This window comes from Pseudomonas sp. zfem005 (assembly GCF_032621735.1).
GTDB classification, from domain to species: domain Bacteria; phylum Pseudomonadota; class Gammaproteobacteria; order Pseudomonadales; family Pseudomonadaceae; genus Metapseudomonas; species Metapseudomonas solani.
Genome location: NZ_JAVYJE010000002.1, coordinates 174,052 through 196,504, shown reverse-complemented (window position 1 = coordinate 196,504; position 22,453 = coordinate 174,052). Strand labels below are relative to the sequence as shown.

Annotated in this window: 22 protein-coding genes; 15 read left to right on the top strand and 7 right to left on the bottom strand. The window is 68.1% G+C overall.

What is annotated here, in order from left to right; genetic code table 11:
- The first annotated feature begins 125 nt into the window (after positions 1-125).
- The 11 genes from RTW82_RS05205 (at position 126) to RTW82_RS05155 (ending at position 11,693) form a co-directional block, all read left to right on the top strand.
- Positions 126-2,546 (top strand): TonB-dependent receptor, encoded by a 2,421-nt coding sequence (locus tag RTW82_RS05205; protein WP_316924449.1) that lies wholly within the window; start codon positions 126-128, stop codon positions 2,544-2,546.
- A 389-nt stretch (positions 2,547-2,935) separates the two neighbouring features.
- Entirely contained in the window at positions 2,936-4,600 is a 1,665-nt protein-coding gene (mdcA, locus tag RTW82_RS05200) for a malonate decarboxylase subunit alpha (protein ID WP_316924448.1), read from the top strand.
- Positions 4,600-5,448 carry a triphosphoribosyl-dephospho-CoA synthase gene (locus RTW82_RS05195; protein ID WP_316924447.1) on the top strand — a complete coding sequence of 283 codons (849 nt, stop codon included), beginning with the start codon at positions 4,600-4,602 and terminating at the stop codon, positions 5,446-5,448. Before mdcA ends, RTW82_RS05195 begins: the two co-directional genes overlap by 1 nt.
- Positions 5,449-5,450: 2 nt before the next feature.
- A complete protein-coding gene (locus RTW82_RS05190) occupies positions 5,451-5,750 on the top strand; it encodes a malonate decarboxylase subunit delta (protein WP_111263021.1) in 300 nt (99 codons plus the stop codon).
- Positions 5,743-6,597, top strand: coding sequence for a biotin-independent malonate decarboxylase subunit beta (locus RTW82_RS05185; protein WP_184489813.1), 855 nt, complete (start codon positions 5,743-5,745; stop codon positions 6,595-6,597). Before RTW82_RS05190 ends, RTW82_RS05185 begins: the two co-directional genes overlap by 8 nt.
- The gene (gene mdcE / locus RTW82_RS05180; RefSeq protein WP_184489812.1) at positions 6,594-7,379 is read left to right on the top strand and encodes a biotin-independent malonate decarboxylase subunit gamma; all 786 of its coding nucleotides are present in this window, start codon (positions 6,594-6,596) and stop codon (positions 7,377-7,379) included. The genes RTW82_RS05185 and mdcE overlap by 4 nt, the downstream gene beginning before the upstream one ends.
- Before the next feature lie 22 nt (positions 7,380-7,401).
- The gene (locus tag RTW82_RS05175; protein ID WP_316924446.1) at positions 7,402-8,016 is read left to right on the top strand and encodes a malonate decarboxylase holo-ACP synthase; all 615 of its coding nucleotides are present in this window, start codon (positions 7,402-7,404) and stop codon (positions 8,014-8,016) included.
- Entirely contained in the window at positions 8,013-8,933 is a 921-nt protein-coding gene (gene mdcH / locus RTW82_RS05170; protein ID WP_316924445.1) for a malonate decarboxylase subunit epsilon, read from the top strand. The genes RTW82_RS05175 and mdcH overlap by 4 nt, the downstream gene beginning before the upstream one ends.
- Positions 8,934-8,992: 59 nt before the next feature.
- Positions 8,993-9,394 carry a malonate transporter subunit MadL gene (gene madL / locus RTW82_RS05165; protein ID WP_021217720.1) on the top strand — a complete coding sequence of 134 codons (402 nt, stop codon included), beginning with the start codon at positions 8,993-8,995 and terminating at the stop codon, positions 9,392-9,394.
- Between the two features lie 5 nt (positions 9,395-9,399).
- Positions 9,400-10,164 (top strand): malonate transporter subunit MadM, encoded by a 765-nt coding sequence (gene madM / locus RTW82_RS05160; protein WP_021217719.1) that lies wholly within the window; start codon positions 9,400-9,402, stop codon positions 10,162-10,164.
- A gap of 125 nt (positions 10,165-10,289) precedes the next feature.
- Positions 10,290-11,693, top strand: a complete 1,404-nt coding sequence (locus RTW82_RS05155) for a sodium:proton antiporter (RefSeq protein ID WP_031287138.1) — start codon at positions 10,290-10,292, stop codon at positions 11,691-11,693.
- Positions 11,694-11,747: 54 nt separating this feature from the next.
- Here RTW82_RS05155 and RTW82_RS05150 read toward each other — a convergent pair whose 3' ends face one another.
- Positions 11,748-12,665, bottom strand: coding sequence for a LysR substrate-binding domain-containing protein (locus RTW82_RS05150; protein WP_021221766.1), 918 nt, complete (start codon positions 12,663-12,665; stop codon positions 11,748-11,750).
- Between the two features lie 184 nt (positions 12,666-12,849).
- Between RTW82_RS05150 and RTW82_RS05145 the strand changes: the two genes are divergently transcribed.
- Both RTW82_RS05145 and RTW82_RS05140 read left to right on the top strand, forming a co-directional pair.
- Entirely contained in the window at positions 12,850-13,431 is a 582-nt protein-coding gene (locus RTW82_RS05145) for an RBBP9/YdeN family alpha/beta hydrolase (RefSeq protein WP_316924444.1), read from the top strand.
- A 166-nt stretch (positions 13,432-13,597) separates the two neighbouring features.
- The gene (locus RTW82_RS05140; protein WP_316924443.1) at positions 13,598-14,512 is read left to right on the top strand and encodes a sigma-54-dependent transcriptional regulator; all 915 of its coding nucleotides are present in this window, start codon (positions 13,598-13,600) and stop codon (positions 14,510-14,512) included.
- Between the two features lie 48 nt (positions 14,513-14,560).
- On the opposite strand, the gene RTW82_RS05135 is transcribed toward RTW82_RS05140, so the two are convergent.
- The 6 genes from RTW82_RS05135 to RTW82_RS05110 all read right to left on the bottom strand — a co-directional run bounded on the left by RTW82_RS05135 (position 14,561) and on the right by RTW82_RS05110 (position 19,752).
- Positions 14,561-14,926, bottom strand: coding sequence for a nuclear transport factor 2 family protein (locus RTW82_RS05135; RefSeq protein ID WP_316924442.1), 366 nt, complete (start codon positions 14,924-14,926; stop codon positions 14,561-14,563).
- 196 nt (positions 14,927-15,122) lie between these two features.
- Positions 15,123-16,313: an MFS transporter gene (locus RTW82_RS05130; RefSeq protein WP_021221762.1), complete on the bottom strand. Its 1,191-nt coding sequence runs from the start codon at positions 16,311-16,313 to the stop codon at positions 15,123-15,125.
- A gap of 108 nt (positions 16,314-16,421) precedes the next feature.
- Positions 16,422-17,168 carry an L-cystine ABC transporter ATP-binding protein TcyN gene (gene tcyN, locus RTW82_RS05125; RefSeq protein WP_265170053.1) on the bottom strand — a complete coding sequence of 249 codons (747 nt, stop codon included), beginning with the start codon at positions 17,166-17,168 and terminating at the stop codon, positions 16,422-16,424.
- Entirely contained in the window at positions 17,168-17,836 is a 669-nt protein-coding gene (gene tcyL, locus RTW82_RS05120; protein ID WP_316924441.1) for a cystine ABC transporter permease, read from the bottom strand. The genes tcyN and tcyL overlap by 1 nt, the downstream gene beginning before the upstream one ends.
- Positions 17,833-18,633, bottom strand: a complete 801-nt coding sequence (gene tcyJ / locus RTW82_RS05115; protein WP_316924440.1) for a cystine ABC transporter substrate-binding protein — start codon at positions 18,631-18,633, stop codon at positions 17,833-17,835. The genes tcyL and tcyJ overlap by 4 nt, the downstream gene beginning before the upstream one ends.
- A gap of 111 nt (positions 18,634-18,744) precedes the next feature.
- Positions 18,745-19,752 (bottom strand): D-cysteine desulfhydrase, encoded by a 1,008-nt coding sequence (locus RTW82_RS05110; RefSeq protein WP_316924439.1) that lies wholly within the window; start codon positions 19,750-19,752, stop codon positions 18,745-18,747.
- Positions 19,753-20,025: 273 nt separating this feature from the next.
- Here RTW82_RS05110 and RTW82_RS05105 point away from each other — a divergent pair, with 273 nt between their 5' ends.
- Entirely contained in the window at positions 20,026-20,808 is a 783-nt protein-coding gene (locus RTW82_RS05105; RefSeq protein WP_316924438.1) for a MetQ/NlpA family ABC transporter substrate-binding protein, read from the top strand.
- Positions 20,809-21,037: 229 nt separating this feature from the next.
- The gene (locus RTW82_RS05100) at positions 21,038-22,228 is read left to right on the top strand and encodes a PLP-dependent aspartate aminotransferase family protein (RefSeq protein WP_316924437.1); all 1,191 of its coding nucleotides are present in this window, start codon (positions 21,038-21,040) and stop codon (positions 22,226-22,228) included.
- Positions 22,229-22,453: the final 225 nt, after the last annotated feature.

Below are 22,453 nucleotides of genomic sequence, written 5' to 3'. Positions count from 1 at the left end.
GCCTGTTCCATTATTTGAAAAATATTTTCAATTTCAGGTGAGGTATCCGCGCGCGGGCTCCGTGTAGGAGGTGGAATGCGATTTATTCGCAAAGAAACCCATCAGCCAGGGGGCAGGTCATACCCATGAAGTACAGGACATCGCGGTTGCAGGGCGGCGCATTCAAGCGCCTCAGTCTGGTTTCGGCATTGCTCGCCCTCGGCCACGTGGGCGTGCTGCCGCTGGCCCATGCCGCCGATGCCGAGGCGCCCGCCGCCGCGCTGGCCAGCGTGCATGAGTTCGCCATCGCTGCGCAGCCGCTGCCCCAGGCCCTGGCCGCCTTCACCCGCGTCACCGGGCTGGCGCTGGTCTACACCGAGGATGCCGCCTACCAGGTCCAGGCGCCGGCGGTGAACGGCCGCATGAGCGCCGAGCAGGCCCTGGCGCAGCTGCTGGCCGGCAGCGGGCTGGGTTATGCACAGGTCAACCCCGGCACCCTCACCCTGGTGCCCCGCGCCAACGACGGCGCGCTGAACCTCGATGCGGTGAACATCAACTCCCGCCAGCTGGTCGCCACCAGCTACCAGCCGCCACCCACCACGCGCCTGATGCGTTCGGAAACGCCGCTGCTGGAGATCCCCCAGGCGGTGGCCGTGGTGCCCCAGCAGGCGCTGCTCGACCAGCAGCCGCAGAACCTCGACGACGCCCTGGCCAACGTCAGTGGCATCACCCAGGCCAACACCCTCGGCAGCACCCAGGATGCGGTGATGAAGCGCGGCTTCGGCGACAACCGCGACGGCTCGATCCTGCGCGACGGCATGCGCACCATCCAGGGCCGCAACTTCACCGCCACCGCCGAGCGCGTGGAAGTGCTCAAGGGCCCCTCGTCGATGCTCTACGGCATCCTCGACCCGGGCGGCGTGATCAACGTGGTCAGCAAGAAGCCCTTGCTGGAGGACTACCGCGCCATCACCGGCCGCGCCTCCACCTATGGCGATGGCAAGAACGGCAGCGGCGGCACCCTCGACGTCACCGGCCCCCTGGGGGATTCCGGCCTGGCCTACCGGGTGATCGCCGACTACGACGACGCCGACTACTGGCGCAACTTCGGTCACAACCGCGACAAGACCTTCGCCCCGTCCTTCGCCTGGTATGGCGAAGACACCACGGTGAACCTCAGCTTCGAGCACCGCGAGTACTCGGTGCCCTTCGACCGCGGCACGGTCTTCATCAACGGCAAGCCCCTGGCAGTGCCGGCCACCCGCCGCCTGGACGAGCCCTACAACGTCACCGAGGGCCGCTCGGACTTGATGATCCTCGACCTCGAACACCAGTTGAACCAGGCCTGGAAAGCCCACTTCGCCTACAGCTACAACCGCGACACCTACGACGACTACCAGGCGCGGGTGCAAAGCCAGAACGCCAACGGCACGCTGAGGCGTCGCCTGGATGGCACCCGGGGCGCGGTGAGCACCGAGCATTTCGCCACCTTCGACCTGGACGGCAAGGTGCAACTGGCCGGCATGCAGCACGACCTGCTGATGGGCGTGGATCACGAGTACCGCAAGTTCTACCGCGAGGACCTGATCCGCCAGAACACCAGCGTCAGCTTCAACCCCTACAACCCGGTCTACGGCCAGGTACCCGTGCCCACCACTGTCGTGGCCAGCGACAGCGACCAGACCGATCGCGTGGTGAGCCAGTCCGCCTTCTTCCAGGACTCGGTACACCTCAATGACCAATGGATTTTCATCGCCGGTGCTCGCTACCAGCTCTACGACCAGCTCGCCGGTCGCGGCCGTCCGTTCACCAAGAACACCGATATCGACGGTCAGCTCTGGGTGCCCCGTGTTGGCCTGGTCTACAAGATGACCGACGAGCTGTCCCTCTACGGTGGCTACACCGAGTCCTTTAAACCGAACTCCACCATTGCGCCGCTGAGCGGGACCGGATCGGTGAACGCGATGGCTCCGGAGGAGGGCAAGAGCTGGGAGATCGGCGCCAAGCTGGATATGCCGGGCCGCATCACCGGCACCCTGGCGCTGTTCGATATCGTCAAGGAGAACGTCGCCGTGACCGAACTCGATGGCTCCAACCGAGCAGTGGGTGAAGTCCGCTCACGTGGCATTGAGCTGGATGTCACCGGCCAGGTCACGGACAACCTCAGCCTGATCGGCACCTTTGCGTGGCTGGATGCGGAGCTGACCAAGGACCCGCTCTACAAGGGCAACGAACTGCAGAACGTTGCCAAGCGCAGTGGCTCGCTGTCGGCGGTCTATGACTTCGGCCAGGTGTTCGAGGGTGATCGTTTGCGTGCTGGCTTTGGTGGTCGCTACATCGGCTCCCGTGAGGGCGATGTCGCCAACAGCTTCAACCTGCCTCACTACGCAGTAGCCGACGCCTTCGCCGCCTACGAGACGCCCTTGGGTAACGACAAGCGTCTCAAGCTGCAGCTGAACCTGAAGAACATCTTCGACAAGACCTACTACAGCTCCTCGGTGAACCAGTGGAACGTCTCGGTCGGCGACCCGCGCCTGGTGCAGCTCTCCAGCACCCTGGAGTTCTAAGCCCCGATCAGCCCCGCACGGTGGACCGGTGAAGCGGGGTCCACCGGCATCACACCGAGCACGGTGCATGACCGTAGGTTGGCGCCGAGCGCAGCGAGGCCCAACACGGCGATCCCGAACCCTCTGCACAAGCAGTTGAAGGCCTGCGGGTGGACGTCGCTCTTCACGTCCACCAGCGGAGTACCGATCGACCTCGCCGCATGCAAGGCGCCGTAAAAAAGCGGGAGCGCGTTGCGCTCCATCGCGGATGAATCCGCTCCCACAACAACAAGGCGCACCGCAGCGGATCGTTAACCTCGCCGTAACGATCCGTCCCCGGGCTTGATTGATGACCCACCGGTCGCGCTCCTAAGGTTCGCTCCACGACAGCGGAACCCGTGGAGCATCCAATGACAACGACAATCTCCCCACCGCCGCAATGGTCGCGTCGGCGTGCGGAAAAGCAGCGTCGCCTCGACCAGGTGCGATCCCTCGCCGACGGCGTGGTGCTGCCCAGCGAGCGCATCGTCGCCGCTCTGGAGGCGCTGATCGCCCCCGGTGACCGGGTGGTGCTCGAAGGCAACAACCAGAAGCAGGCGGACTTCCTCTCCCGCTCCCTGGCCAAGGCCGACCCCGGGCGCCTGCACGACCTGCACATGATCATGCCCAGCGTCAGCCGCGCCGAGCACCTGGACCTGTTCGAACGCGGCATCGCCCGCAAGCTCGACTTCTCCTTCGCCGGCCCGCAGAGCCTGCGCATCAGCCAGCTGCTGGAAGACGGCCTGCTGGAAGTCGGTGCCATCCACACCTACATCGAGCTGTACTCGCGCCTGCTGGTGGACCTGATCCCCAACGTCGCGCTGGTGGCCGGCTTCATGGCCGACCGCCACGGCAACATCTACACCGGCCCCAGCACCGAGGACACCCCCGCCCTGGTGGAGCCCACGGCCTTCTCCGACGGCATCGTCATCGTCCAGGTCAACGAGCTGGTGGATGACGTCGGCGACCTGCCGCGCGTGGACATCCCCGCCTCCTGGGTCGATTTCGTGGTCGTAGCCGACAAGCCCTTCTACATCGAGCCGCTGTTCACCCGCGACCCGCGCCACATCAAGCCGGTGCACGTGCTGATGGCGATGATGGCGATCCGCGGCATCTACGAGAAGCACAAGGTCCAGTCGCTCAACCACGGCATCGGCTTCAACACCGCCGCCATCGAACTGATCCTGCCCACCTACGGCGAATCCCTGGGGCTGAAGGGCAAGATCTGCCGCAACTGGACGCTCAACCCGCACCCGACGCTGATCCCCGCCATCGAGACCGGCTGGGTGGAAAGCGTGCACTGCTTCGGCACCGAGTTGGGCATGGAGGGCTACATCGCCCAGCGTCCGGACGTGTTCTTCACCGGCCGCGACGGCTCCATGCGCTCCAACCGCATGATGTGCCAGCTGGCCGGGCAGTACGCGGTGGACCTGTTCATCGGCGCCACCCTGCAGGTGGACGGCGACGGCCATTCCTCCACCGTCACCCGGGGTCGCCTGGCGGGCTTCGGCGGCGCGCCGAACATGGGCCACGACCCGCGCGGCCGTCGTCATTCCACCCCGGCCTGGCTGGACATGCGCCCCGAACCCGAGGCCCTGCTGGCGCGGGGCAAGAAGCTGGTGGTGCAGATGGTCGAGACCTTCCAGGAGGGCGGCAAACCCACCTTCGTCGAGACCCTGGACGCCGTTGATGTGGCCAGGAAGAGCGGCATGCCCCTGGCGCCGATCATGATCTACGGCGACGACGTCACCCACCTGCTCACCGAGGAAGGCATCGCCTACCTGTACAAGGCACGCACGGTGGAAGAGCGCCGCGCCATGATCGCCGCCGTTGCCGGGGTCACCGCCATCGGCCTGCGCCACGACCCCAAGGACACCGAGCGCATGCGTCGCGAAGGGCTGATCGCCCTGCCCGAGGACCTTGGCATCCGCCGCACCGATGCGACCCGCGAACTGCTCGCCGCCAAGAGCATCGCCGAGCTGGTGGACTGGTCCGGCGGCCTCTACAACCCCCCGGCCAAGTTCAGGAGCTGGTGATGAGTGCACTGATCGCGAAAAGCACCGGGCTGCCCCTGGCCGAGTGGCTGGCGGACCAGGCCGTCGATGCGCTGATCGACGAAGCCGATCTCTCGCCCAAGCCCGCGCTGGTGGACCGGCGTGGCAGCGGCGCCCACAGCGACCTGCACCTGGGCCTGATGCACGCCTCGGCGCTGTCGCTGTGGCCGGCCTTCAAGGCCATGGCCGAGGCGGCGGTGGCGTTCGGCGAAGTCGGCCAGCCGCTGCGTGAGGCGCTGGGCCGCATCGGCCGTGAAGGCGAGGCCGCCATGCTCGCCGTTACCGGAGGAGTGAATACCCACCGTGGCGCCATCTGGGCCCTCGGCCTGCTGGTGGCCGCCGTCGCGCTGGAGCCGGGCCAGGCCGACGCCGCCGCCATCGCCACCCGCGCCGCACGCATCGCCCTGATCGACGACCGCGCTGCGCCCCGGCAAGACAGCCACGGCAGTCGTGTCGCCCAGCGCTACGGCGCCCGGGGCGCGCGGGAGGAGGCCCAGCTCGGCTTCCCCGCCGTGCGCCTGCACGGCCTGCCGCAGCTGCAGCGCAGCCGCGCCCAGGGCAGCGGCGAGCAGAACGCCCGGCTCGATGCGCTGCTGGCGATCATGGCCGAGCTGGCCGACACCTGCGTGCTCTGGCGCGCCGGCCCGGAAGGGCTCGCCGCCATGCAGCAGGGCGCCCGCGCGGTGCTCGACGCCGGGGGCTGCGCCAGCCTCGACGGGCGCCGCCGACTGCGCGAACTGGAAACCTCTTTGCTGGGGCTCAATGCCTCGCCGGGCGGCGCGGCCGATCTGCTCGCCGCCTGTTTGTTCATCGACCGAGTCGGGAGCTGACCATGGAAACCCTGTCTTTCGAATTCCCCGCCGGGCAACCCGCCTTTGGCCGCGCGCTGGTGGGCTGCGTCGGCTCCGGCGACCTGGAAGTGCTGCTGGAGCCCGGCCTCGCCGGCAAGTTGTCGATCCAGGTGGTGACCTCGGTGAACGGCAGCGAAGCCCGCTGGCGGCACCTGTTCGAGCGCATGTTCGCCGGCCAGTCGCTGCCGGCCCTGTGCATCGACATCCACGATTTCGGCGCCACCCCCGGCGTGGTGCGCCTGCGCCTGGAGCAGGCCCTGGAGGAGGTGACCCATGACTGACAACGCACGCCTGCTGGCCACCCGCAGCTTCGTCGAACTGGGCGCCCGCCAGCGCGCCCGCGAATTGCTCGACCCGGGCTCGTTCCGCGAGCTGGTGGGGCCCTTCGAGCGGCTGGTCTCCCCCTGGCTGCCGCGCCAGGGCATCGTGCCCCAGGCCGACGACGGCGTGGTGGTGGCCAAGGGCAGCATCAATGGCCTGCCGGCGGTGATCGCCGCCATCGAGGGCGCCTTCCAGGGCGGCAGCATGGGCGAGGTGGGCGGCGCCAAGATCGCCGGCCTGCTGGAGCTGGCCGCCGAGGACAACCGCAAGGGCATTCCCACCTGCGCCGTGCTGCTGCTGGAAACCGGCGGCGTGCGCCTGCAGGAGGCCAACCTGGGCCTGGCGGCCATCGCCGAGATCCAGGCCGCCATCGTCGAGCTGCGCCAGTACCAGCCGGTGGTCGGCCTGGTGGCCGGGCCGGTGGGCTGCTTCGGCGGCATGTCCATCGCCGCCGGGCTGTGCAGCCACCTGCTGGTGACCCGCGAAGCGCGCCTGGGCCTCAACGGCCCGCAGGTGATCGAGCAGGAAGCCGGCATCGAGGAATACGACTCCCGCGACCGGCCCTTCATCTGGAGCCTCACCGGTGGCGAGCAGCGCATGGCCAGCGAGCTGGTGGATGGCTATGTCGCCGACGATATCGACGCCATCCGCGAGGCCCTCGGCGGCCTGCTGGCCAGCGACGAGCCGCCGTTGCCCCGCAGCCGCCGGCACGCCTGGTTCCTCGAACGCCTGGCGCGCCTGGGCGATGACTGTGCACAACTGGACGCCGCCGCCGTGCGCGCCCTCTACACGGGAGAACCGCAATGAGCCGTGGAATGCAGTGGCTGCACGCCCTGGCAGGCGACAGCGAACAAGCCGGCTATCCGGCTTCGGTGAAGGTCATCGATGGCGAGGTGGGCAGCCGCGCGGCGCGCTTCATCGCCGTGGTGGCGGATGCCGCCAACCCCTTCCCCCGCGCCCGCAACGGCGAGGTGGGGCTGCTGGAAGGCTGGGGCCTGGCCAAGGCCGTGGATGACGCCATCGAGGCCGATGCCGGGCGCGGCACCAAGCGCGTGCTGGTGGCGGTGGTGGACGTACCCAGCCAGGCCTACGGCCGCCGCGAGGAGGCCCTGGGCATCCACCAGGCCCTGGCCGGCGCGGTGGACGCCTACGCCCGCGCCCGTCTCGCCGGGCACCCGGTGATCGGCCTGCTGGTGGGCAAGGCCATGTCCGGCGCCTTCCTCGCCCACGGCTACCAGGCCCAGCGCCTGATCGCCCTGGATGACGCCGGGGTGATGGTCCACGCCATGGGCAAGGCCGCCGCCGCGCGCATCACCCTGCGCAGCGTCGACGACCTCGAAGCCCTCGCCGCCACCATCCCGCCCATGGCCTACGACCTGGACAACTACGCCTCCCTCGGGCTGCTCTGGGAGCGCCTGGCTGTGGATAACGTCGAGCAGCCCGCTGCCGCCGATGTCGCCCGGGTGCGCGATTGCCTGGTGCGGGCGGTGGCGGATATCGGCACCACCACCGACCTGCGCGGGCGCCTCGGCGCCGAGAACCGCGCGGCCTCGGCGAAGGTGCGGGCGATGCTGCGGGCGCAGTGGTAAGGCCCTCGCACAGGAGCGGACCATGAAGGCCAATCATCCTCACGATCTTCTCTGGGGCCTCGCCCCGGAGCAGCTGCCCGCCGAGGCCCCGGCCTGGGCGCGGCAGGTGCTCGCCGCCGGCCTGCCGGTGGTGGTGCGCCGCGCCCTGTGCGAGCCGGGCCGGGTTGCCGTGGGTGTGCGTGGCGCCAGCCGCGAACAGCGCTTCGCCACGCTGATGCCCCTTGCCGCCATCCAGCGCTGCGTCAGCCCGGAACAGCTGCGCCCGCGTACAGCCGGGCATTGGCCGGCGCTGCGCGCGCTGGTGGAGGTTGCCCCCGTGCTGGAGGCCACCGGCCTCACCTGGGGCCCCACCGGCGGCGTCGGGTTCGAGCTGGCCACCGGCGTGCCGGTGCTGCATGCCGAGAGCGATCTCGACCTGCTGCTGCGCACCCCCGAACCCTTCGTGCGCCAGCGTGCCCGTGAGCTGCTGGCGCTGCTCGACCGCGCCTGCTGCCGCATCGACCTGCAACTGGAAACCCCGTTCGGTGCCGTCGCCCTGCGTGAATGGGCCGGCGATTCCCGCCGCGTGCTGCTCAAGTGCGCAGAGGGCGCGCGCCTTGTGGATAACCCCTGGCAGGCCCTGGAGCACGCGGCGTGAGCAGCCTCTTCGCCTTCCCCGGCCAGGGCGCGCAGCAGGTGGGCATGCTCCACCAGCTGCCCCCCGAGGCACGCGCCTGCCTGGACGAGGCCAGCGCAGCGCTGGGCGAAGACGTGCTGGCGCTGGACTCGGCCGAGGCGCTACAAGGCACCCGTGCCGTACAGCTGTGCCTGCTGATCACCGGCGTTGCCTGCGCACGCCTGCTGCTGGAGGAAAGCCCGGCGCCGGATTACGTGGCCGGCCTGTCCATCGGCGCCTACGGGGCGGCGGTGGTCGCCGGTGCCCTGGAATTCGCAGATGCGCTGCGCCTGGTGGCCCTGCGCGGCGAGCTGATGCAGCAGGCTTATCCACAGGGCTTCGGCATGACCGCCATCGGCGGGCTCGACCTGGGCACCCTCGAACGCCTGATCGCGGAGGCCGAAGGCCCGGTGTTTCTGGCCAATATCAACGCCGACAACCAGCAGGTGATTGCCGGCAGCGACGCCGCCATGGCCGCCGTCGCCGCGCGCGCCCGCGGCCTGGGCGCCGGCCTGGCGAAGCGCCTGGCGGTCAGCGTGCCGTCCCATTGCGCGCTGCTGGAGGCACCGGCCCGCGAGCTGGCTGTGGCCTTCGCCGAGGTGCAGCTGCGCCGGCCAGCCATCGGCTACCTCAGCGGCACCACCGCGCGGCCGATCCACGACCCCGAACGCCTGCGCGACGACCTCGCCTTCAACATGTGCCGCGTCGTCGACTGGCACGGCACCCTGCGCAACGCCTACGAACGCGGCGTGCGCCTGCACATCGAACTGCCCCCCGGTGCCGTGCTCAGCGGCCTGGCGCGGCGCGTATTCGACCAAGGTACGGTGATCGCTTTCCAGGGCACCCGCCGCGATACGCTGGACGCCCTGCTGCGTCGGGAGGTAGGTCGAACGCCCTGACCCCCCGCGCGTTTCGAAGCACAAGAACAACAACTTCGACAGAACCGAGGACAACAACAATGATCATCTACGGTGTCGCCTTTCTCGCCCTGTGCACCCTGGCAGGCCTCTTCATCGGAGAGCTGCTGGGCAAACTGCTCGGTGTCCCCGCCAACGTCGGCGGCGTGGGCATCGCCATGCTGCTGCTGATCTTCATCGGCAGCTACCTCAACAAACGCGGCCTGATGAGCGCCAAGTCCGAACAGGGCGTGGAGTTCTGGAGCGCGGTCTACATCCCCATCGTGGTCGCCATGGCCGCCCAGCAGAACGTGCTCGGCGCGCTCTCCGGCGGGCCGATGGCGATCCTCGCCGGCGTCGCTGCGGTGGTGCTGGGTTTCGCCATGGTTCCGGTGCTGGACAGGCTCGGACAAAAGAAGCCCTCGGCGGCCCCCGCTGAGCCCCTGACCCAAGCGCAACGGTGACCGCCATGTACGAATCCATGTTGAAAGTGATCAACGGCTACGGGCTGATCAGCGGCTTCGCGGTGATCGGCGTGACCATGTGGCTGTCCTACTGGCTCTCCGACAAGCTCACCCGTGGGCGCCTGCACGGCTCGGCCATCGCCATCTTCCTCGGCCTGGTGCTGTCCTATGTGGGTGGCGTGGTCACCGGTGGGCAGAAGGGCCTGGTGGACATCTCCCTGCTGTCGGGCATCGGCCTGCTGGGGGGCGCCATGCTGCGCGACTTCGCCATCGTCGCCACGGCCTTCGGGGTGAACATCGAGGAGCTCAAGCGCGCTGGTGTTTCCGGGGTGATCTCGCTGTTCGTCGGCATCGGCACTTCCTTCGTCGCCGGTGTCGGCGTGGCCCTGGCCTTCGGCTACACGGACGTGGTCAGCCTCACCACCATCGGCGCCGGGGCGGTCACCTACATAGTCGGGCCGGTCACCGGTGCGGCCATCGGTGCCAGCTCCGAGGTGATGGCGCTGTCCATCGCCGCCGGCCTGGTGAAGGCCATCCTGGTGATGGTGGCGACGCCCTTCGTGGCGCCGCTGATCGGCCTCAACAACCCGCGCACGGCGGTGATCTTCGGCGGCCTGATGGGCACTTCCAGCGGCGTGGCCGGCGGCCTGGCGGCCACCGACCCGAAGCTGGTGCCCTATGGCTGCCTGACCGCCGCCTTCTACACCGCGCTGGGCTGTTTGATGGGCCCGTCGGTGCTGTTCTTCGCCATGCGTGGGCTGATGGGCTGAAGCCTTGTCCTACAAGCGGCGCTGGGGTCGGGCGCCGCTTTGGTTTAGCATCCCGCGTCTTTCGGGGTGCGGCGGCCCGCTGGAGCACCGCGCCGTTTTCCTCTCGCCCAGCCTGGTTGCTTCCGATGCCTTCATTGCGTGCATGCCTGCTCATCCCCCTGCTGCTTCTACCCGCCATCGCCCAGGCCGCCGAGGTTGACGGCGCCAGCCTGAGCCTGCTCTGGGCGCTGCCGTTCGCCGGCATCCTGCTGAGCATCGCGCTGCTGCCGATCATCGCCAGTGACTTCTGGCACCACCATTTCGGCAAGATCACTGCCGGCTGGACGCTGCTGTTCCTGGTGCCCTTCGTCGCCAGCTTCGGCGCCCACGCGACGCTGGCCATGGGCGTGCACGTGCTGTTCGGCGAGTACCTGCCCTTCATCGTGCTGCTGCTGGCGCTGTTCACCATCTCCGGCGGCATCCTGGTGCAGGGCAACCTGCACGGCTCGGCCGGGCTCAACACCCGGCTGCTGGCCCTGGGCACGCTGCTGGCCTCGGTGATGGGCACCACGGGCGCGGCCATGCTGCTGATCCGCCCGCTGCTGCGCGCCAACGACAACCGCCGGCACAACGCCCATGTGGTGGTGTTCTTCATCTTCCTGGTGGCCAACGTCGGGGGCGGCCTAACACCCCTGGGCGACCCGCCGCTGTTCCTCGGCTTCCTCAAGGGCGTGGACTTCTTCTGGACCCTGAAGCACATGGCCGTACCGGTGCTGGCCATGGCGCTGCCGTTGCTGGCGATCTTCTACGTGATCGATCGCTACCTCTTCAGCCGCGAAGACGAACTGGCTCCCGCCGACCCCACCCCCGATGCGCCGCTTTATGTCCATGGGCAGTTCAACTTCCTGCTGCTGGCCGGCGTGGTCGGTGCGGTGCTGCTCTCGGGGGTGTGGAAGCCGGGCATCGGTTTCGACCTGCTGGGCACCCGCGTGGAACTGCAGAACCTGGTACGCGACGGCCTGCTGCTGGCCCTGGCGGGGCTGTCGCTGTGGCTGACCCCGCGCTGGGCACGCAAGGGCAACGAATTCAACTGGGGGCCGATAGTCGAGGTGGCCAAGCTGTTCGCCGGCATCTTCATCACCCTCACCCCGCTGATCGCCATCCTTCGCGCCGGCCGCGACGGACACCTGGCAGCGGTGGTCGCCGCCGTTACCGGTGCCGATGGCCAACCGCTGGACACCATGTACTTCTGGATGACCGGGGTGCTGTCCAGCTTCCTCGACAACGCACCCACCTACCTGGTGTTCTTCAACCTCGCCTCCGGCGACGCTCAGGTGATGATGGAGCAGTTGCCACAGACCCTGCTGGCGATCTCCATGAGCTCGGTGTTCATGGGCGCCATGACCTACGTCGGCAACGCGCCGAACTTCATGGTCAAGGCCATCGCCGAGCAGCGCGGCGTGAAGATGCCGAGCTTCTTCGGCTACCTGCTCTGGTCCTGCGCCGTGCTGCTGCCGCTGCTGGCGGTGCTGCAGTGGGTGATGCTCTAAGGGGGCGCTCGGCGCTCCCGGGCTGAAGCCCGGGCTACGTCTCTGGCGCCGCCTTCAACCCCCGCGCGCCAGGCTGTACATCCGGCATTCGGCCAGCAGCGCCAGCAGGTTCGGGTCGCGCTCCTTGGCCTTGAGGAAGACCACGCCTATGTGCTGCTGCAGGCGGTAGCGCGCCTGCAGCGGGATGAGCTTCACGCGGTTCTCGTACACCGCGGCGATGCGCCCCGGCAGCAGGGCGTAGCCCACCCCGGAGCTGACCATGCTGAGCAGGGTGAAGATGTCGTTCACCTGCATCGCCACCTTCGGCTCGAAGCCCGCCTGCTGGAACACCCGGCCGCCGTCGCGGTGGGTGGCGAAGCCCTGGGTCAGGGTGATGAAGGTGGAGTCGGCCAGGTCCGCCAGGTCCACCTCGGGCTGGCCGGCGAAGGGCGAGTCGGTGGGCACGGCGAGGAAGATGTCGTCGGAGAACAGCGGCAGCTGCTCGCAATCGCCATCGCTCACGCCCTCGTCGAGGGACACCAGGATGGCGTCCAGCTCCATGTTCTTCAGCTTGTAGAAAAGATCGACGTTGGAGCCGAGGATCAGGTCGATGTTCAGCTCGCTGCGCCGCAGCTTCAGCCCCATGATCAGCTGCGGCACCGTCTTCACCGTCAGCGAATAGAGCGAGCCGAGCTTGAAGCGCTCGGCCGAGAAGCCTGCCGCTTCACGGGTCAGGCGCACCGTCTCGAGCACGTCCTGCACCAGCTTCTGCGCACGCTCCTCCAGCACGAAGGCGCTCTCCAGCGGTGTCAGGTTGCGCCCCTCGTGCTTGAACAGCGGGCAGCGCAGGGCGCTCTCCAGGGAGTGGATGGCGCGGTGCACGCTGACGTTGCTGGTGTTCAGCTCGGCCGCTGCGCGGGAGAGGTTGCCGCTACGCATGAAGGCGAGAAAGGTCTGCAGCTTCTTCAGGGTGAGTTCGTCGTCGATCTGCATGGCACCGCGTCCCGGTCCGGGTGATTGAGCGAAGCCCTCATCCTACAAGTTCGCGCCCGCGAACCCGATGGGACCTTTAGTGAATAAGCTAATAATGCATAAGTAAATAAATTCTTATTCCTTAACAGATATATGGGCAGCCCCTAGACTCCTCCCTGTCGAAACATTGCAAGGAGGGCTCGCCATGCGCAGCCAGGCCATTCGTTACCTGATTCTGCCGGGATGGCAGGGCTCGCCAGACGAGCATTGGCAGAGCCATTGGCAACGCACCCTGCCCAACGCCAGCCGCGTCGAGCAGGCCGATTGGGACCTGCCCGAGCGGGACGCCTGGGTCGCGGCGCTGGAGCGCGCCATCGATGCCGAGCGCACGCCGGTGATCCTCATCGCCCACAGCCTCGGTTGCGTCACCGTCGCCCACTGGGCCCGGCAGGCCGACCCGGACGTGCTGCGCCGGGTACGCGGTGCACTGCTGGTGGCGCCGGCCGACGTCGAGCGCCCCGGCTGCCCCGAACCGCTGCAGGGCTTCGCCCCGATTCCCCGGGCTTCGCTGCCGTTCCCCACGCTGCTGGTGGGCTCGGACAACGACCACGCCGCCAGCACCCCGCGTGCGCTGGAGTTGGCGCGCCAGTGGGGCGCCGAGCCGGCCATCCTCGCCGGTGCCGGGCATATCAACGTGAAGTCCGGCCACCATCTCTGGGAGCAGGGGTTCGCCTACCTCTACCGGCTGCAGGGTCGCATCGAGCAACTGACCCGCAAGCGCGCCTGAGCACCTGCCCAGGATCGGCTTGCCCATTTGCAGCTCGTGAACTTCGCGCCCCCGGCTGTTTTCGCCTTGTTCTTCTCCAGCTCGCTCGATCCCGAACAGGTTCATTTTTCAATGTGACGCCAGGGCCCGCTGCTTCGCAGCCAGGGCCCGGCGGGAGATTTCGTTCATGACCCAGGAACATACCGGCCAGCCCCTGCTGAGCTTCGCCGATGCCGACCGCAGCCCCCTGAGCATCCGCGCCCGCGCGCTGGTGTTCGTCGACGCCCGCTCGCGGCGCCTGCGCGAGGAGGTGGAGCAACTGGCACCGGCCACCGTGCCGGTGCTGATCCAGGGCGAGACCGGCACCGGCAAGGAGTTGCTGGCGCGGCAGATCCACAAGGGCAGCGAACGCCCGGGGCTGTTCGTGGCGGTGAGCTGCAGCGCCATCAGCAAGGTCTACGCCGAGGCCGAACTCTTCGGCCACGCCCCGGGTGCCCATGCGGGCTCGGCCAGCAGCCGCGCCGGCTGGTTCGGCTCGGCCAACGGCGGCACCCTCTATCTCGACGAGATCGGCGACCTGCCGCTGCCCCTGCAGGCCAAGCTGCTGGCGGCCCTGGAAAGCCGCGAGGTGACCCGCGTCGGCGCTGCCCAGCCGACCCCGGTGGACGCCCGCCTGGTGGCCGCCACCAGCATCGACCTGGCCAAGGCGGTGGCCGCCGGCAAGTTCAACGAGCGCCTGTACCAGTACCTGGATGAAGGCCGCGTCGAGCTGCCGCCGCTGCGCGAGCGCCCGGACGACATCCTGCCCCTGGCCGAATACTTCCTCGGCATCTACGCCCAGCGCCTGGACCTGCCGCTGCCCTTGATCAGCACCGCCGCCCAGGCCGCGCTGGAGAGCTACCCCTGGCCGGGCAACACCCGCGAGCTGGAGAACAGCGTGCACTTCGCGCTGCTGGTGAGCGACGGCGACGAGGTGCTACCGCAGCACCTCAACCTGCCGCCCGCGCCGAGTTATGCACAGCTCGCGCTGCAGCTGCGCCAGCTTGCCGCCAACGATGTGGATAACCTGCGGCAGCTGTTCGCCGAGGTGCTGGCGGGGTAGGGCGTCGAGGGCTGGACCGACGAGCTGTGCCCCACCCGGAGGCAGGCCCTAGCCGTGCAGGTGGAACAGCTTGTGCACGATGCGCCAGCGGCCGTCGATCTTCAGCAGCGAGAGGTAATCGGTGAAGTTCAGGCCGGCGTAGACGTCGGTGACCTTGGCCAGGGCGGTGTCGCCGGTGAGGTCCAGGGACTCCAGACGCCACACCGGCGCTTCGCCCTCGGCCACCACCGGGCCCCTGGCCTGCAGGCCGGCGATGAAGGCTTCCGGCGAGAGCCACTGCAGGTCCGGGCCGAAGTGCCCGACGATGCGGCTGTCGGGGTGGAAGGCGCTGCGCAACAGCGTCGCGTCCGCCCGCACCATGCCTTCCACGTAATCCCGTACCACCGCCTCGATGGCCTGGCGTTCCGCTTCCATGTCCGTGCTCCTGTCGCGTGGGAAAGGCCAGAGCCTAGCCCGCCCGGACCGATACCGCAGCTCCCGATGTTCCGTACCGCGAACCCTCCCAACCGCCATAACGCCCATCGCCCCGATGCGCGGCGCGGCTCGGGGCTGGACGGTGGATCGGAGACGCGCGACCCACCTACGGGCGCTTCATCTCACGGGGCCTGGGTCAATGGATCTGCCCGGCCGCCTGGAGGCGCTCGCGGGTGGCGCGCAGGCGCGGCAGGGGCAGGCATACCAGCAGGGTGGCAACCAGCACGCCCACGCCCATCAGCGGCAGGTTGGCCAGGCCCATCCCGGTGCTCAGCCACAGGCCGCCGACGAAGGCGCCGCTGGCGTTGCCGAGGTTGAAGGCCGCGTGGCTGAGGGTGGCGGCGAGGCTGGCGGATTCGCCGGCCTGCTCCACCAGCAGCAACTGCAGCGGCGAGGAGATGGCGAAGCTGGCCACGCCCCAGAGGAACAGGCAGGCCAGGGCCAGCACCGGCACCTGGGCGAAGACGAACAGGCCCAGCAGGCACAGGGTGCTCACCGCGAAGGCGCCGGGCAGGGCGAAGCGGAAGCCCTTGTCCGCCAGGCGGCCGCCCAGCAGGTTGCCGAGGGTCAGGCCGATGCCGAACAGCAGCAGGGCGAAGTTGGCATGCTCGGGGCTGAAGCCGGAAACATCACGCAGCAGCGGGCTGATGTAGGTGAACACGCCGAACAGCGCCACCGACGACAGGCTGCACACCCCCAGCGCATGCAGCACCGGTCGGCGGAAGATGCCGTCCCAGGCACCGGCCGCGCTGGGTTGCGGCTTGGCGGTGGCCGGCAGCCAGAGGAACTGCGCCAGCAGGGTGAGGAAGCCCAGGGCCGCCACCACCATGAAGGTCACCCGCCAGCTGGTGGCCTGGCCGAGCCAGGCGCCCGCCGGGACGCCGAGGACGTTGGCGATGGTCAGGCCGCTGAGCACCAGGGCCATGGCCGAGGCACGGCGGTGGGGCGGCGCCAGTTCGGCGGCCAGCAGGGTGGCGCAGCCGAAGAAGCCGGCGTGGCTGAAGGCGGTGAACATGCGCGCGGCCATCAGCCATTCGTAGTTCGGTGCCAGAGCGCAGCCGAGGTTGCCCAGGGCGTAGGCGCCCATCAGCCAGAGCAGGGCCTGGCGGCGTGGCAGGCGACCCAGCAGCGGGCCGAGCAGAGGGGCGCCGATGACCACGCCCATGGCGTAGGCGCTGACCAGCAGGCCGGCGTCGGAGAGGCTCACGGAGAGGTCTTGGGCCACTTCGGGCAGCAGGCCCATGATGATGAATTCGCTGCTGCCGACGACGAAGCCGCCAAGGGCCAGTGCCAGCAGCGGCAGGGAGAGGAGGGTGCCTGGATTCATGGTGTTTCCGGTGGTGGGGCGTTTTGCGAGGGGCGCGGATTCTACGCGCTTTCCCTTGCAATGACCTGACAGTCGAGCAGGTTCAGGCGTTCCAGCTCACCCTCCAGCTCACCCCACCAGGAACTTGGCGAGGAATTGCCGGGTGCGTTCTTCCTTCGGGGCGCTGAACAGGGTCTTGGCGTCGCCCTGTTCGACGATCACGCCCTTGTCGATGAAGATCGCGCGGTTGGCCACGTCGCGGGCGAAGCTCATCTCGTGGGTGACGATGACCATGGTGCGCTTCTCCTCGGCCAGGCCGCGGATGGTCGCCAGCACCTCGCCCACCAGCTCGGGGTCGAGGGCGGAGGTGGGTTCGTCGAAGAGGATCACGTCGGGCTCCATGGCCAGGGCGCGGGCGATGGCCACCCGTTGCTGCTGGCCGCCGGAGAGGCGCTTGGGGTAGGCGTCTTCCTTGCCCGCCAGGCCGACCTTGGCCAGCAGGGCGCGGGCCCGTTCGGTGGCGCGCTCGCGGGGTTCCTTCTTCACCACCACCGGGCCTTCGGTGATGTTCTCCAGCGCGGTGCGGTGGGGGAACAGGTTGAAGTTCTGGAACACGAAGCCCACGTGCTGGCGCAACCGGCGGATCAGCGCCTGCTGGGGCTTCAGCGGCTTGCTGGCGTCGATCTCGATGTCGCCCACGCGGATGCTGCCGCCGCTGGGTTCTTCCAGCAGGTTGAGGCAGCGCAGCAGGGTGGTCTTGCCCGAGCCGCTGGGGCCGATGATGGCCACCACCTCGCCCGGCTCGATGGTCAGGTCGATGCCCTTGAGCACCGCCTGCTCCTTGAAGGACTTGGTCAGGTTACGGACGGTGATCATCAGGTGTCCTGTTCATGGCGGTTGACCCGCGCTTCGAGGCGGCTCTGGAAGTGCGACAGCACGCTGGCGAGTACCCAGTAGATCAGCGCGGCGGCCAGGTACATGGTGAAGATCTCGAAGGTGCGCGCGGTGATCAGCTGCGCCTGGCGGAACAGCTCCGGCACCTGGATGGTGGCGGCCAGCGCGGTGTCCTTGACCAGGGAGATGAAGCTGTTGCCCAGCGGCGGCAGGGCGGTGCGCGCGGCCTGCGGGAGGATGGCGCGGACCAGCGCCTGGCTGCGGCTCATGCCGATGCTGGCGGCGGCTTCCCACTGCCCGCGATCGATGGAGGCGATGGCGGCGCGGAGGATCTCCGAGGTGTAGGCGGCCATGTTCAGCGAGAAGCCGATCAGTGCGGCGGGCAGCGGGTCGAGCTGGATGCCCAGTTGCGGCAGGCCGTAATAGATCATGAACAGCTGGACCAGCAGCGGGGTGCCGCGGAAGAACGATACGTAGATGCGCGAGGCCCAGCGCAGGGGGGCGAAGCCATAGAGGCGGGCGAGCGCGAGGAGGAAGCCCAGCAGCAGTCCGAAGAACATGCCGCCGAGGCTCAGTATCACCGTGTAGACCGCACCCTTGAGAAGGAAGGGTGCGGAGTCCAGCGCCAGTTGCAGGCTGGTTTCGATCATTGGGTCACGTCAGCCTTGAACCATTTCTCGGAGATCGCCTTGAGGGTGCCGTCGGCCTTCAGCTTGGCGATGGCCTTGTCGAGGGCGGCGAGCAGTTCCGGGTCGCCCTTGCGCAGGGCGATGCCGGCCTCCTGGCGGGAGAAGGGCTCGCCGGCCACGGCCAGGCGGCCACCGGTCTTCTCGACCATTTCGAAGGCGGCCAGGCGGTCCACCAGGATGGCGTCGATGCGGCCGACGTTGAGGTCCTGGAACTTGGTGGGATCGTCGTCGTAGGTGCGGATATCGGCCTTCGGCGCGTTTTCCTTCAGCCACTGCTCGTAGTTGGTGCCCAGGCCGACACCGACCTTCTTGCCGGCGAGGTCGGCGGCGCTCTTGATGCTGTCTTCGTTGCCCTTGCGCACCAGTGCCTGGATGCCGGAGACGGTGTAGGGGGTGGAGAAGTCGTACTTCTTCTTGCGCTCGTCGGAGATGGTCACCTGGTTGATCACCAGGTCCAGGCGCTTGGATTCCAGGGCGGCGAGGATGCCGTCCCACTTGCTCGGCTGGAAGTCGACCTTCACGCCCAGCTCCTTGGCCAGGGCTTCGGCGAACTCGACTTCGAAGCCGGTGAGCTTGCCGCTCTCGTCCTGGAAGTTGAAGGGCGGGTAGGTGCCTTCCAGGCCGACCTTGACCGAGCCCTTGTCCTTGATCTGCTGCAGCAGTTCACCGGCCACGGCGCTGTTGCCGATGAAGCTGGCACCAAGGGCCAGGCCCAGGGTGCCGATGAGGAATTGACGACGCAGGGTTGCGAATTTCATGGGTGAGCCTCACGAGACAGGTGGCGAAAGTGTGGCAATTCTGGGGATGTCGCTTTATTCAATAAAATAATAATAAGTTTGGTTTGCGGTTATTTCGGGAATAAGCAGCGCTCAGGCTCCGGCCCCCTGTGCGGGGTGATAGGCGAAGAGCGCGGGCGAGCCGCCGGTGTGCAGGAAGATCACCGGGCCATTCCCCTCGAAGGCGCCGTTTTCCAGGCCATCGAGCAGACCGGCGAAGGCCTTGCCAGTGTAGACGGGATCGAGCAGCAGCCCTTCGCTGGAGGCGACCTGGCGGATGGCGGCGAGGGTGCCGGCATTGGGCTCGCCGTAGCGCGGGGCGAAGTACTGGTCCCAGAGTTCCACGCGCAGGGCCGCGGGCAGCGGGGCGCCCAGCAGGTCGGCGGTGCGTTGCAGCAGGCCTTCCACCTTGGGCCGCTGGGTGGCATCGGGGCGCGACACCGTGACGCCCACCACCCGGGTGCCGGGCAGGGCGTGTTCCAGGGCCAGGGCGAGGCCGGCGTGGGTGCCGGCGCTGCCGGAGGCCAGCACCACGGCGGCGCCCTGCAGGCCGCTCGCCTTGATCTGTTCGGCCAGCTCCAGGCCGGCGCGCACGTAACCCAGGGCACCCAGGGCATTGGAGCCACCGATGGGCACCACGTAGGGGGTGCGGCCAGCGGCGCGCAGGCGCTCGGCGGCCTCGGCCAGCAGCTGGTCGGCGGTGTCGAGGTTGGGCACCAGTTGCACCTCGGTGCCGAACAGGTCCAGCAGCAGGCGGTTGCCGTTCTCCAGGTAGTTGCGGTCGGCGGTGCCGATGGGGTTTTCCAGCAGGGCCACGCAGCCCAGGCCCAGGCGCGCGGCGAGGGCGGCGGTCTGGCGCACGTGGTTGGACTGGATGGCGCCGGCGGTGACCAGCACGTCCGCGCCCTGGGCCAGCGCGTCCTGGGCCAGGTATTCGAGCTTGCGCACCTTGTTGCCGCCGAGGGCGAAGGGGGTGATGTCGTCGCGCTTGACCCAGATGTCGCGGCCGACCCGGCGCGAGAGGTGTTCGAGCTTCTCCAGCGGGGTGGGCGCGGTGACCAGTTCGAGGCGGGGGAAGCGGGCGAGGGCGGCGGCGATCATGGCGGGACTTCGTGTTACGGGGGATGGGGCAACACTCTAGTGAGCGACGGCTTTGAGAGCAATTCTCAGAGGCGACATCCAGTGCGTACGCAGGCGACCGGCCGGCCCTGGTGAGACCTGTTTTTATGGAATATGAGAATAATAAAACGGTATTTGTTGGTTATAAGAATTCACCGTAGTGTCGCTTCCAACCCGGCTACACCCAGACCGGGAAACCGACACATCGCTCGCGGCTGACGATCCAGCCGGAGCCTGCCAACACCAAGGACCACCATGAAGAAGACCCTGCTCCTCACCGCCCTGGCCGCCGCCCTTTTCGCCTCCCTGGCCAGCGCCGCCGAGAAACTCACCGTCGCCGCCACCCCGGTGCCCCATGCCGAGATCCTCGAACTGATCAAGCCGCAGCTGGCGAAGGAAGGCGTGGATCTGGAAGTGAAGGTCTTCACCGATTACGTGCAGCCCAACCTGCAGGTGGACCAGAAGCACCTGGACGCCAACTACTTCCAGACCAAGCCCTACCTGGACAACTTCAACAGCGGCAAGGGCACCCACCTGGTCATCGTCAAGGGCGTGCACGTCGAGCCCTTCGGCGGTTACTCCAGCAAGTACAAATCCCTGAAGGAACTGCCGGACGGCGCCACCATCGCCATCCCCAACGAAGGCAGCAACAGCGGCCGTGCCCTGCTCCTGCTGCAGAAATCCGGCCTGCTGAAACTCAAGGACCCGAGCAACGCCCTGGCGACCCCGAAGGACATCGCCGAGAACCCGCACAACTTCAAGTTCAAGGAACTGGAAGCGGCCCTGCTGCCGCGCGTGCTGGACCAGGTCGACCTGGCCCTGATCAACACCAACTACGCGCTGGAAGCCAAGCTCAACCCGTCCAAGGACGCGCTGGTGCTGGAAGACCGCACCTCGCCCTACGTGAACTACCTGGTCGCCCGCCCGGACAACAAGGACAGCGACGCCATCCAGAAACTCTCCGCCGCGCTGACCAGCCCGGAAGTCAAAGCCTTCATCGAGAAGAAGTACTCCGGCGCGGTAGTCCCGGCCTTCTGATCGACCCCAGAGCCACGATGGTGTGGGCACCGCCTGTGCCCACGCCTCTCCTCACGCCGACGAGTCTCGACTATCGTCGGCGTTCTTTTTTGTGGTGGGCGACAGGCCCGTGGGAGCGGATTCATCCGCGAATGCGTGCCGCAGGCGCGCCCTGCAAGGCCTGGGACCGCTGCGCGGTCCTTGGCGAATGAATTCGCCCCTACATCCGCACGACTCCTCGGAGGCAACCATGCCCGAATCCAAACCCGGCCTTTCCACCCGCGCGGTGCACAGCGGCAACGACGTCGACCGCAAGATGGTCACCCGGCCCAAGAGCCTGCCGATCTACGAATCCTCGGTGTTCGTCTACGACAACCTGGAGCAGGTGGACGACTTCCTCGCCGGCAACCCCGACAACTACATGTACACGCGCATCGCCAACCCCAACCAGGCGGCCCTGGAGCACCTGGTGCGGGACCTGGAAGGCGGCGAGGCGGCGCTGTTCTCCGCCTCCGGCATGGCCGCGGTGAGCGCCGCACTGCTGGGCCGGTTGAGTGCCGGTGACCACCTGATCGCCAGCCGCGAGCTGTACGGCACCACCCAGAGCCTGATCGAGAAGGAGCTGGCGCGCTTCGGCATCAGCGCCACCCTGGTGGAGATCAACGACCTGGCGGCGGTGGAGGCGGCCATCACCCCGGCCACTCGGCTTATCTACACCGAGACCGCGTCCAACCCGCTGGTGCGGGTCAGCGACATCCCCGCCCTGGCCAGGCTGGCCAAGGCGCGTGGGCTGAAGCTGCTGGTTGACAACACCTTCCTCTCGCCGGCGCTCTACAACCCCCTGGCCGCCGGCGCCGACCTGGTGCTGCATAGCACCACCAAGTACCTCAACGGCCACAGCGACGCCACCGGCGGCATCCTCGTCGGCGACGCCGAGTGGATCGCCCAGGCGCGGCGCTTCCAGATCAATGCCGGTGGCAGTTCCAGCCCTTTCGAAGCCTGGCTGACCTTCCGTGGCGCCAAGACCCTGGCCCTGCGCATGAAGGCCCACTCCGCCAACGCCCAGGCCCTGGCCGAAGCGCTGGAGGCCCACCCGAAGGTGGCGAAGGTGTTCTACCCGGGGCTGCCCTCGCACCCGGACTTCGAACTGGCCCGCCGGCTGTTCCCCAAGGGGGCCTCGGGCATGCTCGCCTTCACCCTCAAGGGCGGCCTGGCGGAGGTGGACGGCCTGATCCGCGCCCTGCGCAACACCGCCTTCGCGCCGTCCCTGGCCGGTGTCGCCAGCAGCATCACCCACCCCGGCAAGACCAGCCACCGCGCCCTCTCCCAGGACGCCCTGGCCGAGCTGGACATCCACGACGGCACCATCCGCGTGTCGGTGGGCATCGAGGATGCGGCGGACATCGTCGCCGACTTCGTGCAGGCGCTGGATAGCCTCTGACGAGGCGGGGAACGCTGAACCTGTAGGGGCGAATTCATTCGCCCAGGGCGGCACAGCCGCCCCTTGGGAGCCAGGCAGGGCAGGCCTTCGGCCTGCTTGGCGACTGAAGTCGCCCCTACAAAAAGCGTGTTGGCCGGCTTCTATTCTTATTCGATAACGGTATTTCCGCTGCGGTCCTTATGCTCGCTATCCTCGCGCCATGACTTGTTATAACAAGTAAGGATC